This is a genomic window from Ruegeria sp. L11, from assembly GCF_056531755.1.
Genome location: NZ_JBQFMI010000002.1, coordinates 134,278 through 148,810, shown reverse-complemented (window position 1 = coordinate 148,810; position 14,533 = coordinate 134,278). Strand labels below are relative to the sequence as shown.

Annotated in this window: 11 protein-coding genes and 2 pseudogenes; 5 read left to right on the top strand and 8 right to left on the bottom strand. The window is 58.0% G+C overall.

Going from position 1 to position 14,533, the window contains the following annotated elements:
* The first annotated feature begins 86 nt into the window (after window positions 1–86).
* The gene (locus tag ACR0CE_RS05650) at window positions 87–3,152 is read left to right on the top strand and encodes an aminotransferase class III-fold pyridoxal phosphate-dependent enzyme (protein ID WP_480831823.1); all 3,066 of its coding nucleotides are present in this window, start codon (window positions 87–89) and stop codon (window positions 3,150–3,152) included.
* Window positions 3,153–3,201: 49 nt separating this feature from the next.
* On the opposite strand, the gene ACR0CE_RS05645 is transcribed toward ACR0CE_RS05650, so the two are convergent.
* Together ACR0CE_RS05645 and hemP are read right to left on the bottom strand one after the other, a co-directional pair.
* Window positions 3,202–3,678: a hypothetical protein gene (locus tag ACR0CE_RS05645; protein ID WP_480475589.1), complete on the bottom strand. Its 477-nt coding sequence runs from the start codon at window positions 3,676–3,678 to the stop codon at window positions 3,202–3,204.
* Window positions 3,675–3,842: a hemin uptake protein HemP gene (gene hemP / locus ACR0CE_RS05640; protein WP_209504713.1), complete on the bottom strand. Its 168-nt coding sequence runs from the start codon at window positions 3,840–3,842 to the stop codon at window positions 3,675–3,677. The genes ACR0CE_RS05645 and hemP overlap by 4 nt, the downstream gene beginning before the upstream one ends.
* A gap of 217 nt (window positions 3,843–4,059) precedes the next feature.
* Here hemP and gph point away from each other — a divergent pair, with 217 nt between their 5' ends.
* Window positions 4,060–4,719 (top strand): phosphoglycolate phosphatase, encoded by a 660-nt coding sequence (gene gph / locus ACR0CE_RS05635; RefSeq protein ID WP_480831358.1) that lies wholly within the window; start codon window positions 4,060–4,062, stop codon window positions 4,717–4,719.
* Between the two features lie 416 nt (window positions 4,720–5,135).
* On the top strand, window positions 5,136–6,749 hold the full coding sequence (locus ACR0CE_RS05630; protein WP_480831356.1) for a SulP family inorganic anion transporter: 1,614 nt from the start codon (window positions 5,136–5,138) through the stop codon (window positions 6,747–6,749).
* A gap of 5 nt (window positions 6,750–6,754) precedes the next feature.
* On the opposite strand, the pseudogene ACR0CE_RS05625 reads toward ACR0CE_RS05630, so the two are convergent.
* The 4 genes and pseudogenes from ACR0CE_RS05625 to ACR0CE_RS05610 all read right to left on the bottom strand — a co-directional run.
* A pseudogene (locus ACR0CE_RS05625) lies at window positions 6,755–6,892 on the bottom strand (hypothetical protein); the annotation flags it as partial.
* A 58-nt stretch (window positions 6,893–6,950) separates the two neighbouring features.
* Window positions 6,951–7,154: pseudogene (locus ACR0CE_RS05620) on the bottom strand (integrase core domain-containing protein); the annotation flags it as partial.
* Window positions 7,155–7,351: 197 nt separating this feature from the next.
* Window positions 7,352–7,918 carry a tetratricopeptide repeat protein gene (locus ACR0CE_RS05615; RefSeq protein WP_480773740.1) on the bottom strand — a complete coding sequence of 189 codons (567 nt, stop codon included), beginning with the start codon at window positions 7,916–7,918 and terminating at the stop codon, window positions 7,352–7,354.
* A gap of 30 nt (window positions 7,919–7,948) precedes the next feature.
* Complete coding sequence (locus tag ACR0CE_RS05610) at window positions 7,949–8,431, bottom strand: Lrp/AsnC family transcriptional regulator (protein WP_480475581.1); 483 nt, start codon at window positions 8,429–8,431, stop codon at window positions 7,949–7,951.
* A 108-nt stretch (window positions 8,432–8,539) separates the two neighbouring features.
* Here ACR0CE_RS05610 and putA point away from each other — a divergent pair, with 108 nt between their 5' ends.
* Window positions 8,540–11,938, top strand: a complete 3,399-nt coding sequence (gene putA / locus ACR0CE_RS05605; protein ID WP_480831354.1) for a bifunctional proline dehydrogenase/L-glutamate gamma-semialdehyde dehydrogenase PutA — start codon at window positions 8,540–8,542, stop codon at window positions 11,936–11,938.
* Window positions 11,939–11,980: 42 nt separating this feature from the next.
* Window positions 11,981–12,724 (top strand): rhomboid family intramembrane serine protease, encoded by a 744-nt coding sequence (locus ACR0CE_RS05600; RefSeq protein ID WP_480519086.1) that lies wholly within the window; start codon window positions 11,981–11,983, stop codon window positions 12,722–12,724.
* 18 nt (window positions 12,725–12,742) lie between these two features.
* Here ACR0CE_RS05600 and ACR0CE_RS05595 read toward each other — a convergent pair whose 3' ends face one another.
* Both ACR0CE_RS05595 and ACR0CE_RS05590 read right to left on the bottom strand, forming a co-directional pair.
* Complete coding sequence (locus ACR0CE_RS05595; protein ID WP_209598002.1) at window positions 12,743–13,528, bottom strand: inositol monophosphatase family protein; 786 nt, start codon at window positions 13,526–13,528, stop codon at window positions 12,743–12,745.
* 98 nt (window positions 13,529–13,626) lie between these two features.
* Window positions 13,627–14,532, bottom strand: coding sequence for a LysR family transcriptional regulator (locus tag ACR0CE_RS05590; RefSeq protein WP_480482174.1), 906 nt, complete (start codon window positions 14,530–14,532; stop codon window positions 13,627–13,629).
* Window position 14,533: the final 1 nt, after the last annotated feature.

The window sequence follows — 14,533 nt, the reverse complement described above, 5'->3', positions numbered from 1 at the left end:
CCCTCTTGTCCCTTTGGGCCAATTCACCCCCGAGGATATTTTCGGCCAGATGAAGAGGATCCCGGATGAGCGGGACGGAGAAAGGCATGAACGATTTGGTGAACTTCTGGGCGGACGCGCTGCGCCTAAACTGGGGGCTGGACGCACGGTTGACCCGGCTGGATGGCGAATATGATCTGAACTTTCTGGCGCAAGCCACAAATGGTCAGGACTATGTGCTGAAAGTCATGCGCGCGGGGTGCGATGCGGGTCTGGTAGATCTTCAGATCGAAGCACTTGCGCATATCGCCTCGGAAGCTCCCGGGTTGCCGTTTCCAAAGGTGTTCCCGGCGTTGAACGGCGCAATGTTGCCGGAAATTTCCGATTCCGAAGGGAAATCGCGGCTGGTGTGGTTGCAGGAACGCCTGCCCGGGCGCTGCTATGCACAAGCGAACCCGAAATCCGAAGAACTGATCCTGAAATTGGGTCGTGTTCTGGGCGCAACGGATCGCGCTCTGAAGGGGTTTCAGCATGAAGCTTTGCACCGCCCAGATTTCAAATGGGACCTGACGCAAGCGGGTTGGATCAGTGACAAGCTGGGCGCCATCAGCGATCCCGCGCGTCGGGCGTTGCTTCGGGATATCTGCAACGAATTCACGGTGATCACGGATAGGCTGGGGCGCCTGCCGAAACAGGCCATTCACAACGACGCCAATGACTATAACATTCTGGTTAAAGGCGAATTGGGTGAGCCGAGGCAGGTTTCCGGCCTGATTGATCTGGGTGACATGTGTGCGGCACCGCGCGTCTGTGATCTTGCGATCGCCGGGGCCTATGTGGTGCTAGATCATGCCAGACCCGAGCGGGCATTGACTGCCCTTGTGCGGGGATACCATGCCGCAAACCGGCTGCAAGCCGAGGAGATCGACCTGATCTGGCCGCTGCTGCGGATGCGATTGGCAGTGTCTGTCCTCAACTCGACCCTGATGGCAGTCGAAAACCCGGACGACCCATATGTGACAATCTCTCAGGCACCTGCGTGGCGGTTTCTTGAGAATGCATCCGTCAATGGCGGGCTGATGTCTGCGCGTCTTCGGGCAGCGTGCGGGCTGCCGGTCGTGGACGGCGCAGAACGCATCCATGCGTATCTGCAAGGACATCGCGGCCGGTTTTCCCAGATGTTCGGTCAGGACCTAAGCGATATTCCGATGGGGTCGTTGTCGGTTGAAAATTGCGTGTGGCCCCAGAACCCTTTCCACATGCCATTGGCCGAGGCCGCACGTGTTGGCGAGGAATACGGCGAAGGGCTGTGGCTGGGCTATTACAACGAACCCCGCCTGATCTATGCCGAGCCAGGATTTCGCAAAGGGCCATGGAAAGCCTCGGACCGGCGAACAGTGCATCTGGCGGTGGATGTGTTTGCACCCGCAGGGACGGTGCTGCACGCGCCAATGAGCGGGCGGGTCGAGGTGGTCGAGAACCGAGATCAGCACCTCGATTACGGTGGGGTAATTATCCTGCACCATGAAACGCCCGAGGGCGATCCGTTCTACACACTCTATGGTCATCTGGACCCGGAATGCTGTGACCGGTTGAAACCCGGTGATCCGGTGGCACAAGGGGCAGCGTTTGCCCGATTGGGCGACGCCAACCAGAATGGCGGATGGGCCCCGCATGTGCATTTCCAGCTAGCGCTGACCACCGATGGCATGGAAGCGGATTGGCCCGGTGTCGGCGACCCGGATGAGATGGAGCTATGGCACGCGATCTGCCCGAACCCGGCGGCCTTGCTGAACCTGTCGGATTACAAGGTTTTCTACCAACCCACCGACAAGCAGGCGATCCTGCAGGGCCGCCGCGACCACTTTGGCGGCAACCTGTCGCTGACATATGATGACCCTGTCATGCTGGTACGCGGGTGGAAACATCACCTGTTTGACGAATGGGGCCGCCCCTATCTGGACGCCTATAACAACGTCCCTCATGTGGGTCATGCGCATCCCCGCATTCAGGCCGTAGCGTCGGATCAGTTGAAGCGGATGAACTCGAATACACGATACCTGCATCCGGCACAGACAGCTTTTGCCGACAGGATCCTGTCCAAACTGCCCGATCACTTCGAGGTCTGCTTCTTCGTCAATTCCGGAACTGAAGCCAACGAACTGGCCCTGCGGCTTGCCCGTGCCCATACCGGGACCAAGGGGATCGTGACGCCAGACCATGGCTATCACGGCAATACGAATGCGGCTGTGGCGATATCGGCTTACAAGTTCAACAAACCGGGCGGCATCGGGAAAGCCGACTGGGTTGAACTGGTTGAAGTTGCAGACGACTATCGCGGTTCGTTCAAGCGTGACGATGCGGATCGGGCGCAGAAATTTGCTGATCTTGTGGACCCGGCCATTGCTGCCTTGCAGGACCGGGGTCAGGGTCTGGCCGGGTTCATCGCCGAAACTTTCCCGTCTGTCGGTGGACAAATCATTCCGCCCAAAGGTTACCTGCCAGCGGTTTATGAAAAAATCCGTGCCGCCGGGGGTGTCTGCATAGCAGATGAGGTGCAGACTGGTCTGGGTCGCCTGGGTGAGTATTACTTTGGATTTGAACATCAGGGCGCGCTTCCTGATATCGTGGTGATGGGTAAACCCATTGGTAACGGGCACCCTCTGGGTGTGCTGGTGACGACGCGGGCGATTGCCGACAGCTTCAATAACGGGATAGAATTCTTCTCGACCTTTGGCGGATCAACGCTGTCTTGCCGGATCGGCAAGGAAGTATTGGACATCGTCGATGACGAAGGCCTGCAGGACAATGCGCGTCAGATGGGTGAGCGCCTGATGGCGGGGCTGCGCCAGATCGAAGCCGACTTTGGTTGCGTTGGCGACGTACGGGGCATGGGACTGTTTCTGGGTGTTGAGCTGATCAATCCCGACGGAACCGAAGGAACCGAGATTTGCAGCTATGTCAAAAATCGGATGCGTGATCACCGAATTCTGATCGGCAGTGAGGGACCAAAGGACAACATCCTGAAAATCCGCCCACCGCTGACGATTGAGGCCGAGGATGTGGACATGATCCTGTGGGCGCTAAGGGACGTGCTGTCCGAGGTCGGTGACTTCTCTCCTGCTCCGGTTTGCGGTCACGACCATCACCACGCGGGATGCGGGTGCTGCTGAAGGATTGACCCCGGCGCTTTGCCGGGGTTTGACCGTCCTGCAAGCACAGTCAATGCAAAACGGCAGTGCGGGTATCGTGGCCTGTCGTCGGAATCGCATTTCCCGTCGTCATACGCCGGAGCGTCAGGCCCAGTTCCTCCGACAGGGATGCCAGAGCAGGCGCAAAATCCGGGCGCACGATCAGTGACGCCATCATCATCGCGTCTTCGCGTGCCCCTTCGGATGCGGCGGCAACCATTTGGGCAAAACAATTCTCATCCGCGCCCAGACATGCACACCCCAGACCGTGCCTGATTAGCGGGCGTCGACAATGCGTTGCGCAAAGCGAACACAGACGATCCAGCGTCAGCATGGCGGCACGCCCATAATCTGATCCCAGCGCTATGCAAAAATCGCTCGCGATATCAGCGCGACCGCTTTCACCCTGGCTCCACATCCGCAGATACATCACCGCACCCGCTTCGACTGGATCAAGATCCGCCAGACGGCCGACCGCGGCACCGCCGCGCAATGAATGCGCGCTCATTTCGTCAGGATCAGTTTACCTGCACGGGTGATGCGCAGGGTATACAATTGGTCACCCAACTCGATATGGGCCAGGTGGCCACCTTTGGTCAAATCCTCGGCCTTGTGCGCAGGCAGCATCGAGACAGCATAACCTTGGGTTGGGGTCGGGTTCTGTACGTTCATCGGGGCATCTCCAGAGCGAGTCGGCATGGTGCCATACCTGTTGCGTTTCGTTTTATCTGGCTGACCCGAGAGGGTTGGCTTTCCGTTCCTGTCATTAAATCTGATTATTTTAGTAAGGAATGTCAAGCGCTGTTTCAAATCAGGCGTCATTGAGCCGATTGCGCCCCTGAAAACGACGGGTTAAGACTTGGGGCGGGTGTTGAAAGGCAAGCAAAACGTGACCGCAGCAGTTGTTTTTGATCTGGATGGAACGTTGGTCGACAGCGTCGGGGACCTGGCAGCAGCGGCCAATAAAACGCTGAACGGTCTGGGTCACGATCCTGTGCCCGTTGATGTGATCAGAGGGTTTGTTGGCAATGGCCTTCCCAAACTGGTCGAGCGTTTGATGCGACACTGTGATTTGCCCATGGATCGCCACGCGGAACTGACCCAACAGACACTGAAGCATTACAATGCGGCGGTCAGTGCAACGACAGAGCCTTACCCCGGAGTTCCCGAAGCCCTGGAAACACTGAAACAGATGGGTTGCGTTCTTGGTATCTGCACCAACAAACCCGAAGCACCCGCACGTCACGTGCTGGAGGCGCTCAACCTATCCCGATTCTTCGACGTTGTTTTCGGCGGTGATACATTGCCAATTCGCAAACCGGATCCGGGCCACCTGCTGGAAAGCTTCAAAGCACTTGGGACCTCGGGCACACGCTTGTATGTCGGCGACAGCGAGGTCGACGCAGAAACAGCTGTAAACGCCAAGATACCGTTTCTGCTGTTCACGGAAGGGTACCGCAAAACCCCGGTGGCCAGCATACCGCACACCGTTGCTTACAGTGCGTCGGAAACACTGCCGTCACTCGTGACCAAATTGATCCAAAACTAAGTACGTTCACACGATGTCAGTTTTAAAACGAGTGATTTGGGCCTTCGTGAACCCCTAAAAGTTAAGAGGGGCCGGCCGAGGGGGTGTGACCAGCCCCTCATCGGGGAAAGTAAATACCGTGTTTGTGTGTGGTAAGTACGGTAAGTCATGTTTACCCCTGATCGGCAGTTTGCGAAATTGGGGGATTCCCGTAGTTCGGCGAAAATAACTGAAAAACTGGAAAAAGCAGCACGTCAGACCACCCAATTTACCTGTGATAATTTGCCTGTAAGATAGCCCGACGGTTCGAACATTCGGTTCGCTGGTTGAATGGGTATAGGGTAACCCATGGAAAAAAGGACAGAAATCAGAGAGCGGCGCGTCTGCAAATCCTGCAGGGCATTCTGCCTGTTGACCGCGCGCGCCTTCCGGCGGAAATGCTGGCTGGTCTGAGTTTTGCCTGCCTCGCGATCCCTGAAGTCATGGGTTACACCAAAATCGCCGGCACTCCGGTCATGTCCGGGCTGTATACGATCCTGATTCCCATGGCTCTGTTTGCGCTGTTCGGATCGTCCCGACACCTTGTTGTCGGCGCCGATTCGGCGACTGCAGCCATCACCGCCTCGGGACTGGCGGGCTTGGCGATGTCCGGAACGTCTGAGTATCTGGCACTGGCGTCCTTGCTGGCGCTTATGGCTGCTATGCTTTTGATTGCCGCGCGTGTCATCGGGCTGGGGTTTCTGGCTGATTTTCTGTCCAGAACGGTATTGGTCGGCTTTCTGACCGGCGTGGGCATTCAGGTTGCAACGGGTCAAATCCCCGGATTGTTGGGCATCGAATCCGCTGGGCACGGAACACTTGCAAGGTTGAAGGACGTTTACTTCAACATATCCAACGTCAACTGGCCAACCGTGATCGTCACATCAGCCGTGTTGGGCATTGTCCTGGGATGCACAAGACTGTCGCGCAAAATCCCGGGGCCGTTGGTTGCCATTGTCGGGGTGATCCTGTGCAGTTGGGCCTTTTCATTCAACACTTCCGGAATTTCGGTGTTGGGAGAGGTTGCCGGCGGTTTGCCCTCGTTCTCGATCCCGGACGTGCAGTGGAGCTGGACCTTGTTCAAACAATTGCTCCCCACGGCCTTGTCCATCTTCGTTGTTATTCTGGCACAAAGCGCCGCCACATCGCGGGCATACGCCTCGAGATATGATGAGACTTTCAACGAAAACACGGACCTGATCGGACTGGGTCTTGCGAATTTCGGAGCCGCATTCACGGGGACATTCGTGGTCAATGGCAGCCCCACAAAGACCGAGATGGTCGCCAGCGCCGGAGGGCGCAGCCAGGTGGCGCAACTGACAACAGTGGTAATAGTCCTGTTGGTTATCCTGTTTCTGACCAAGCCTTTAGCCTATCTTCCCACAGCAGCACTTTCGGCCATCGTTTTCCTGATCGGTCTCAAGCTGATCGACCTGCACGGAATGGCAACAATTTACAGGCAGGCCCGGTCCGAGTTCTGGGTTGCCACGGCAACCGCCACCGTGGTTGTTCTGGTTGGTGTCGAGCAAGGCGTCATTTTTGCCATGGTCCTGTCTTTGGTCGACCACACACGCCGGGGATACCACCCAAAGAATTCGGTAGTATTGCGTACCGAGTCCGGTGGCTGGCGTTCAAAGGGATTGGAAGCACCAAACCAATTCGAGCCCGGTCTGGTAATCTACCGGTTTTCCCACGGCATGTACTACGCGAACATGCAGATATTCACCGAGGAAGTCACAACAATCGTTCAGAACGCAGACGGAAAACTGACATGGTTCTGCATCGACGCCTCGGCAATTGACGTTGTCGATTTCACAGCCGGGTTCACGTTGCGCAGTATCGCCAATTTCCTGCAATCCAAGGGGATACGGCTGGTTTTCACGCTGGTCGAGCCAGACGTGAAAGCCGATTTGGATCGCTACGGTGTAACAGAACTGGTTGGCGAAACTGCGTTCTATGAAAACGGCAAAGCTCTGCTGGATGCCTATCACACGCGCCCAAATCCCATCTGACATAGTCACCGGTAGGTTCGCGCCTTGGACATCTTCCCGACCCCCGGAATGAAAGAGTTGGTCGGATCACAGCATTTGTAATGCGCCGCCAAATCGGGTTTGGCTATGTACAAGTGGCCCACATTGTGTTCGGCAGGATATTCAACATTGCCGCCTTCAGCGCCTTCGGGTCAGCCCCTATCGGGTGGTCCGGTTTGTTTGTTACTGCACCGTGGGCCTCTGGTCTATCGGGACGATGCTTTCGGGCGCAGGCCGGCGGTAGCCCAACGCGCTGTGCGGCCTGACGGAGTGATAGTGGACACGACATTGCTCAATCAGGATTTGCGCCTTCCTTAGGCTGTAGAAGATTTCACCGTTGAGCAGCTCATCCCGGAACCGGGCGTTGAAGCATTCAGCGCATCGGTTGAGTTGAACTTGCGATCGACACGGATCATCAGCGCCTCGCTGGTGTATTCGCCAATGATGCTCAGCGTCGATAGACGCGTCCGTCAGCCAGTAGTCATGCCATATGATAGCCAGTGAACAACTCGGATGGGTCCAACACAACCAGTTTGCCCGCAAAAAGGTTAGGTTTCCCTTTCGGTTCTTTCGAAAACCCGGCGTCAAATATCTTGACCGGGCGGTTCCAAAAGACCGCCGGGTTCTAACAATGCCCGCTCTGACAGCCATGGGTTAAGTTCTAGCGCCGCGGCAAGGGCAGCGCGCGCGTCGTCAAGGCGCTTCAGACCCAACAATGACAAGGCGCGACCGCTCAGCGCACCTATATGGTTCGGCGACAACTCGATCGTGACATTCAGATCCTGCAAGGCAGCAGCGAAGTCTTGTCTGAGATAGTTCACAAACGCACGCTGATTGTAGCCTTCGGCGTAGTTCGGGCAGTAATCGACAAGCTGGTCAAGCTCTTCCAACGCGCCCAGTAAATCCCAAGCCTCCCGCCGTGCCATTCCCCGGTCCAGCAAGCCTTGCGCACGCGCATCCGGCGCGTCCGTCCAAAGCTCCCACATCTGGTTGGAAATGGCGCGCGCATCACTTTGCGATTCTGCCTTCCGAACCTGATTGATTAGCGCATCCACACCTTCTGAATGATCCGGAGCATCAGGGCAGGACTGGGCGTGCGCCGCACAAGACAAGGCAACAACAGAAAGAGCAAAGAGGAAAGCGTGTGTCATGTACCAAGGATGGCTCGTAATCCTGATCCGTCAAGCCTGATGCTCGAACCCACCCAAACTGCCGGCTTCCTTAACCGCCTCCATCGCCACAAAGGTCGAGGTGCTGGCGACATGCGGCATGGATGAAATCTTTTCGGCCAGAACACGACGATACTCTGACATCGTGGCTGTGCGGACCTTCAACAAATAGTCGAAATTCGAAGCAATCATATGGGCTTGCTCGACCTCGGCAGTTTTTCGGACAGCCGCATTGAACTCGGCCAGTGCCTTTTCGCGGGTATCGGTCAGGCGCACTTCGACAAAGGCAACGTGGTCCAGCCCCAGTCTGATCGGATCCAGCATCGCCCGGTATCCTTTGATCACCCCGCTTGCTTCAAGCCGTTTCAGGCGCGCCTGTGTCGGTGATTTCGACAGACCAATTTCGCGCGCAAGATCGGCGACCGAAATGCGCCCATCCTCGGCCAGAATTCTCAGAATCGACCGGTCAAACCGGTCCAGGTCAGGAAAGTTCATTTGCGCTGCTCTCTGGCGAAATTTCAGGTGTTCCGCCTTCAATTATCGTAAACTCAGGCGATTGTCCTGAGTTTTCGCAGGTATATTGGCACAAAGACCGGAGGACTCATGTCTCATACCCTGCGTACATTAATCGACACCTCAACCTATGCTGACCAGTCGGCGATCCTTGAAACCCTGATCTCTCAGGCCAGCCTGAGCGCCACGGACCGCGGCGCCATCAGCGCCGCCGCCGCGCAGCTTGTGCGCGACATCCGCTCCAGCACGTCTCCGGGGTTGATGGAGGTGTTTCTTGCCGAATACGGCCTGTCCACCGACGAAGGCGTCGCCCTGATGTGCCTGGCCGAAGCGCTGTTGCGCGTGCCGGATGCCGACACGATTGACGCGTTGATTGAAGACAAAATTGCCCCTTCGGACTGGGGCAAGCATCTTGGGCACTCGTCTTCATCCTTGGTTAACGCCTCAACCTGGGCCCTGATGCTGACGGGCAAGGTTCTGGACGAAGGCAAGGCCTCGCCTGTTGGCGCCCTGCGCGGGGCCATCAAGCGATTGGGTGAACCCGTGATCCGTACCGCCGTGTCGCGTGCGATGAAGGAAATGGGGCGGCAATTCGTGTTAGGTGAGTCCATCAACGCCGCGATGGAGCGTGCGCGCGGGATGGAAAACAAGGGATATACCTACTCCTACGACATGCTGGGAGAGGCCGCGCGAACCGAGGCGGACGCCGCACGATATCACCTGTCGTATTCACGCGCCATCTCGGTCATCGCCGAAGCCTGCACCCATGAGGATATCCGCGCCAACCCGGGAATTTCAGTCAAGTTGTCAGCCCTGCATCCCCGTTATGAACTGGCGCAGGAAAAGCGCGTGATGGATGAACTGGTTCCCCGACTGCGGGCGCTGGCCCTTTTGGCCAAGGCCGCTGGTATGGGGCTAAACGTCGACGCGGAAGAGGCGGATCGCCTGTCTTTGTCATTGCAGGTGATTGAGGCGGTGATGTCCGATCCGGCTCTGGCCGGCTGGGAGGGGTTTGGCATCGTGGTTCAGGCCTATGGGCCACGCGCTTCGCTGGTTCTGGACACGCTCTATGACATGGCTGAACGCCACGATCGCAAGCTGATGGTGCGTCTGGTCAAAGGCGCCTATTGGGACACCGAGATCAAACGCGCGCAGGTCGAAGGCGTGGATGGCTTTCCCGTCTTCACGCACAAGGCGGTCACGGACGTGTCCTATATCGCCAATGCGCGCAAATTGCTGGGCATGACAAACCGGATCTATCCGCAATTCGCCACCCACAACGCCCATACAGTCAGCGCCATCCTGCACATGGCCGAAGGTCAGCCTTTTGAGTTCCAGCGCCTGCATGGCATGGGCGAGACATTGCATCAGCTTGTGATGAACAGGCAGAAAACGCGCTGTCGCATCTACGCACCGGTTGGTGCGCATCGTGACTTGCTGGCCTACCTTGTGCGGCGTCTGCTGGAAAACGGGGCAAACTCATCCTTCGTCAACCAGATTGTCGACGAAAACGTCCCGCCGGAAGTGGTTGCCGCAGATCCGTTTGTTACTGTTCAAACGCCCCCACCCCCTTTGCCCACCGGCCCCGAACTGTTCCAGCCGGATCGCCCCAATTCCATGGGATTCGATCTTCACCACACTCCGACGCTGGACAAGGTTGATGCAGCGCGGGACCAGTTCCGTGCATATCACTGGTATGCACAGCCCTTGCTGGCTGACGCTGCAAAACCCCGGGTGGATGAGCCGGTAGTCAACCCGGCAAATCCTGCCGACAAACCAGGTGCGGTCGCCTCGGCAAGTGACGCGGATGTTGAACTGGCGCTGGCTTCGGCAAAGCCGTGGCAGGCCCCGGCAGCCGAACGTGCCCGCATCCTGAACTCTGCTGCCGATCTTTATGAATCGCATTACGGCGAGTTGTTCGCCCTGCTGGCGCGCGAGGCTGGCAAATCGCTGCCTGACGCCGTGGCGGAACTGCGTGAGGCGGTGGATTTCCTGCGCTACTACGCCGCCAACATACCTGATGCCGAGCCCGCTGGCGTATTCACCTGCATCAGCCCTTGGAACTTCCCGCTGGCGATTTTCTCAGGGCAGATATCGGCAGCTTTGGCGACCGGGAACGCCGTTTTGGCCAAGCCTGCGCCGCAGACACCCCTGATCGCGCACCGCGCCATTCAATTGCTGCATGAGGCTGGTGTGCCGCGCGACGCGCTGCAATTGCTGCCGGGTGGTCCGGCCGTGGGCGCGGCGCTGACATCGGATGCGCGCGTCTCGGGCGTGGCCTTCACCGGCTCGACAACGACCGCTCTCAGAATCCGGTCGGCAATGGCTGGGGCCATGCGCCCCGGCACGCCGTTGATCGCAGAAACTGGCGGCCTGAACGCCATGATCGTCGACAGCACCGCACTTCCCGAACAGGCCGTGCAATCGATCATTGAAAGCGCTTTTCAGTCCGCGGGTCAGCGGTGTTCCGCACTGCGATGCCTGTACCTGCAACAGGATATCGCAGATGACGTGCTGACCATGCTCAAAGGGGCAATGGACGCCCTGCGCATCGGGGACCCCTGGCTGATCTCTACCGATTGCGGCCCGGTGATTGACGCGCAGGCCCGGCAGGTCATCGCCGATCACGTCGCTATTGCACGGGCCGAAGGGCGCGTTCTGAAAGAGCTGCCGCTACCACCCGAAGGTATCTTTGTTGCCCCCACGTTGATCGAAATCTCGGGCATTGCCGCGCTGGAGCGCGAAATATTTGGCCCCGTATTGCACGTGGCAAGGTTCAAAGCGCAGGAGATCGACAAGGTCATCGCGGATATCAACGCAACCGGATACGGGCTGACCTTTGGCCTGCAAACCCGGATCGACGACCGGGTGCAGCATGTGACCGAAGCTATCCATGCCGGAAACATCTATGTAAACCGCAATCAGATTGGTGCCATCGTTGGCTCCCAACCTTTTGGCGGTGAAGGGCTGTCAGGCACCGGCCCAAAGGCGGGCGGTCCGAATTACATGGCCAGGTTCTGTGCACCTGATCGGCAAACCACGACAGAAATCTGGGAACATTTGGCAGACCTACCTGCCCCTCAAGGCCAGCCTGCCCCAATCCAAACCCGTTCTCTGCCCGGCCCAACCGGAGAATCGAACCGGCTGAGCGAATATCCCCGCCCACCACTTCTGTGCATGGGGCCGGGGGAAACGGCGGCGCGCGCACAGGCTGAAGCCGTACAGGCGCTGGGTGGCACGGCCATTCAGGCAACCGGAATGCTTGACCTTCACCGGTTGGAGAACCTGACCGGTATCTCTGGTGTTCTTTGGTGGGGCGATGCTGAAACCGCGCAGCAGATCGAACAGCATCTGGCCCGTCGGGACGGCCCCATTCTTCCCCTGATTCCGGGCAGACCCAACCGCGCGCGCGTGCTGGGTGAGCGCCATGTGTGTGTCGATACGACCGCAGCTGGCGGAAACGCTGCGTTGTTGGGAGGTGCGGCATAAGCTTGCCTTGACGCTGGGCGCGCAAAAGCCCAGCGTCACCTCATGTTTCCGATACGTGACCATAACCCCTCGGGGCGCACGCCTTATGTTGTCTACGTCTTATTGGCGGCCAACATCCTGATCTTCCTCAGCTATGTGGGGATCATGAATGATGCGCCACTTATCAACCGGCTGTTCTTCGATTACGCCATCATCCCGGCGCGGGTCAGCGACGGGGTTGGTCTGGAAACCCTTGTGACATCCATGTTCCTGCATGGGGGCTGGATGCATCTGGCCGGGAACATGCTGTTCTTATGGATATTCGGCGACAATCTGGAAGACGAAATGGGCCATCTGCCCTTTTTGCTGTTCTACCTGGTCGCAGGTATCGGCGCAGGTCTGATCCATGTGGTTACAGGACCGGACTCTCAGGTGCCTACCGTCGGCGCCTCGGGCGCGATTGCGGGTGTCATGGGGGGATACCTGCTGCTGTTTCCTAAGGCGCGTGTGGATATTCTGCTGATCCTGGTTGTCTATTTCAGGGTCTTTACCATCCCCGCCTTCATCATGCTGGGCGTATGGCTGGCGATTCAGTTCTTTGGCAGCGTCACCAGCAACCCGGACGAAGGCGGTATCGCCTACTGGGCCCATACCGGCGGGTTTGCTGTGGGGTTGATCTTATGCGTACCATTGTGGCTGCGGCGCGGCGGCGTGCAATTCTGGAACCGCACGCATGGGCACCCGCCCCACCCAGAGACAAAGTACAAGCTGTCGCAGTCTCGTATACCGCGCGTTCCGCGTCGATAAAGCTGGGCTGAGGGGCGATCAGCCCCGGATGACTTTGGAGAATTGATCAAAGATCGGTTCATTCGAACAGATCACTTCACCATCTTCCAGCGCGTTGCCTTCAGGGTTCAGGGCCTGCACGAAGCCGCCCGCCTCTTTCACGATGATGATACCGGCGGCGATATCCCACGCGTTCAGGCGGCGTTCCCAGAAACCTTCGTACCTGCCCGCAGCCACATATGCCATGTCAAGCGCCGCAGCACCCCAACGGCGCACACCGGCGCAGGCGGGCATCAGACGCGCCAGATCCTGCAGGGTTGCAGGCAGGTCAGAACGACCCCCAAAAGGCAGGCCGGTTGCAAAGATCGATTCAATCATGCGGTGACGCCCCGACACACGAATTCGGGTGTCGTTCATCCACGCACCTTCGCCTTTTTCGGCAAAGAACATCTCATCCTTGGCAGCATCATAGATCACGCCGGCAACGATCTTGCCCTTATGTTCCAGTGCAATCGAAATTGCCCAATGCGGCAGGCCATGCAGAAAATTGGTGGTGCCGTCCAGCGGATCTACGATCCAGCGGCGGGTCGGGTCTTCTCCGTCGATGGAACCGCCCTCTTCGGCCAGCCAGCCATAGGTTGGGCGTGCGCCCAGCAATTCGTCCTTCAGGATGGCTTCGGCCGCGATATCGGCCTTCGACACAAAGTCACCAGCGCCCTTCATCGACACCTGCAAATTCTCGACTTCACGGAAATCCTTGACCAAAGAACGCCCCGCCTTGCGCGCGGCCTTGATCATGATGTTGAGATTTGCACTGCCAACCATTGTAAAAAGGCTCCTGTCCGGTCAAACCGCGCGTATACTGCCGCAAGGCTTCCTTGCCAAGAGGAATGATGTGCATAACAGACCCGCAGAAAACGCCTCTACCGGGATTGCAGCTTGCGCGCCTCTTCGCGGGCCAGTTTTACCAGTTCCTGCACATAGGGCTTGTCCAGATCTTCTGATCGGACCGCTGCATAAAGGCGACGCGTGATCCCCTCTTTGGTCAGGGGGCGGGTCACATAGTCCGAGTTGTATTTGACCTCGCGCACGACCCAATCCGGCAGAACCGAGATGCCTCGGTTTGATGCTACCAGAAGCAGGATGACAGCTGTCAGTTCCACCTGCCTGATCGAGGCGGGTTCGACCCGTGCAGGGATCAACAATTGGCTGAACACATCCAGACGTGTGCGTTCCACCGGGTAGGTGATCAGGGTCTGGCCTCGGAAATCCTCAGCCTCGACATAGGCTTTTTCCGCCAGTGGATGGGCTGATGCAGCGACAAAGACGGGGTTGTAGTCAAACAGCTCCACAAACTCGACACCCGGCAGGTCTTCGGGATCGGATGAGACCACCAGATCAACCTCTTCCTTCTGCAAGGCTGGCAGGGCGTCGAAGGCCAGACCGGGTCGGATATCGACATCCACGTCGCCCCAGGATTTCCTGAAGGATTCAAGAACCGGAAACAGCCATTCGAAACACGCGTGGCATTCGATGGCGATATGCATCCGCCCGGTACGCCCGTCCCGCAGCGATGAAAACTCATTCTGTGCCGCCTCGACCTGCGGCAGGATCTGCTCGGCCAACCGCAGCAGACGCAAACCGGCGGCTGACAGCTTCATCGGCTTTGAACGTCGCAGAAACAGCTCGACCCCGGCCTGATCCTCCAACCCTTTGATCTGATGACTCAATGCGGATTGAGTGATGTTCAACTGGTCGGCAGCGCGCGCCAACCCACCGCATTCATGGATCGCCTTGATGGTACGCAGGTGGCGGAATTCAATGTGCATC

Excerpts from the sequence above, each read along its gene's own strand:
- ACR0CE_RS05650 (WP_480831823.1), top strand. The coding sequence starts at position 87 with ATGAACGATTTGGTGAACTTCTGGGCGGACGCGCTGCGCCTAAACTGG.
- ACR0CE_RS05645 (WP_480475589.1), bottom strand. The coding sequence starts at position 3,678 with ATGAGCGCGCATTCATTGCGCGGCGGTGCCGCGGTCGGCCGTCTGGCG.
- hemP (WP_209504713.1), bottom strand. The coding sequence starts at position 3,842 with ATGAACGTACAGAACCCGACCCCAACCCAAGGTTATGCTGTCTCGATG.
- ACR0CE_RS05630 (WP_480831356.1), top strand. The coding sequence starts at position 5,136 with ATGCTGGCTGGTCTGAGTTTTGCCTGCCTCGCGATCCCTGAAGTCATG.
- ACR0CE_RS05615 (WP_480773740.1), bottom strand. The coding sequence starts at position 7,918 with ATGACACACGCTTTCCTCTTTGCTCTTTCTGTTGTTGCCTTGTCTTGT.
- ACR0CE_RS05610 (WP_480475581.1), bottom strand. The coding sequence starts at position 8,431 with ATGAACTTTCCTGACCTGGACCGGTTTGACCGGTCGATTCTGAGAATT.
- putA (WP_480831354.1), top strand. The coding sequence starts at position 8,540 with ATGTCTCATACCCTGCGTACATTAATCGACACCTCAACCTATGCTGAC.
- ACR0CE_RS05600 (WP_480519086.1), top strand. The coding sequence starts at position 11,981 with ATGTTTCCGATACGTGACCATAACCCCTCGGGGCGCACGCCTTATGTT.
- ACR0CE_RS05595 (WP_209598002.1), bottom strand. The coding sequence starts at position 13,528 with ATGGTTGGCAGTGCAAATCTCAACATCATGATCAAGGCCGCGCGCAAG.
- ACR0CE_RS05590 (WP_480482174.1), bottom strand. The coding sequence starts at position 14,532 with ATGCACATTGAATTCCGCCACCTGCGTACCATCAAGGCGATCCATGAA.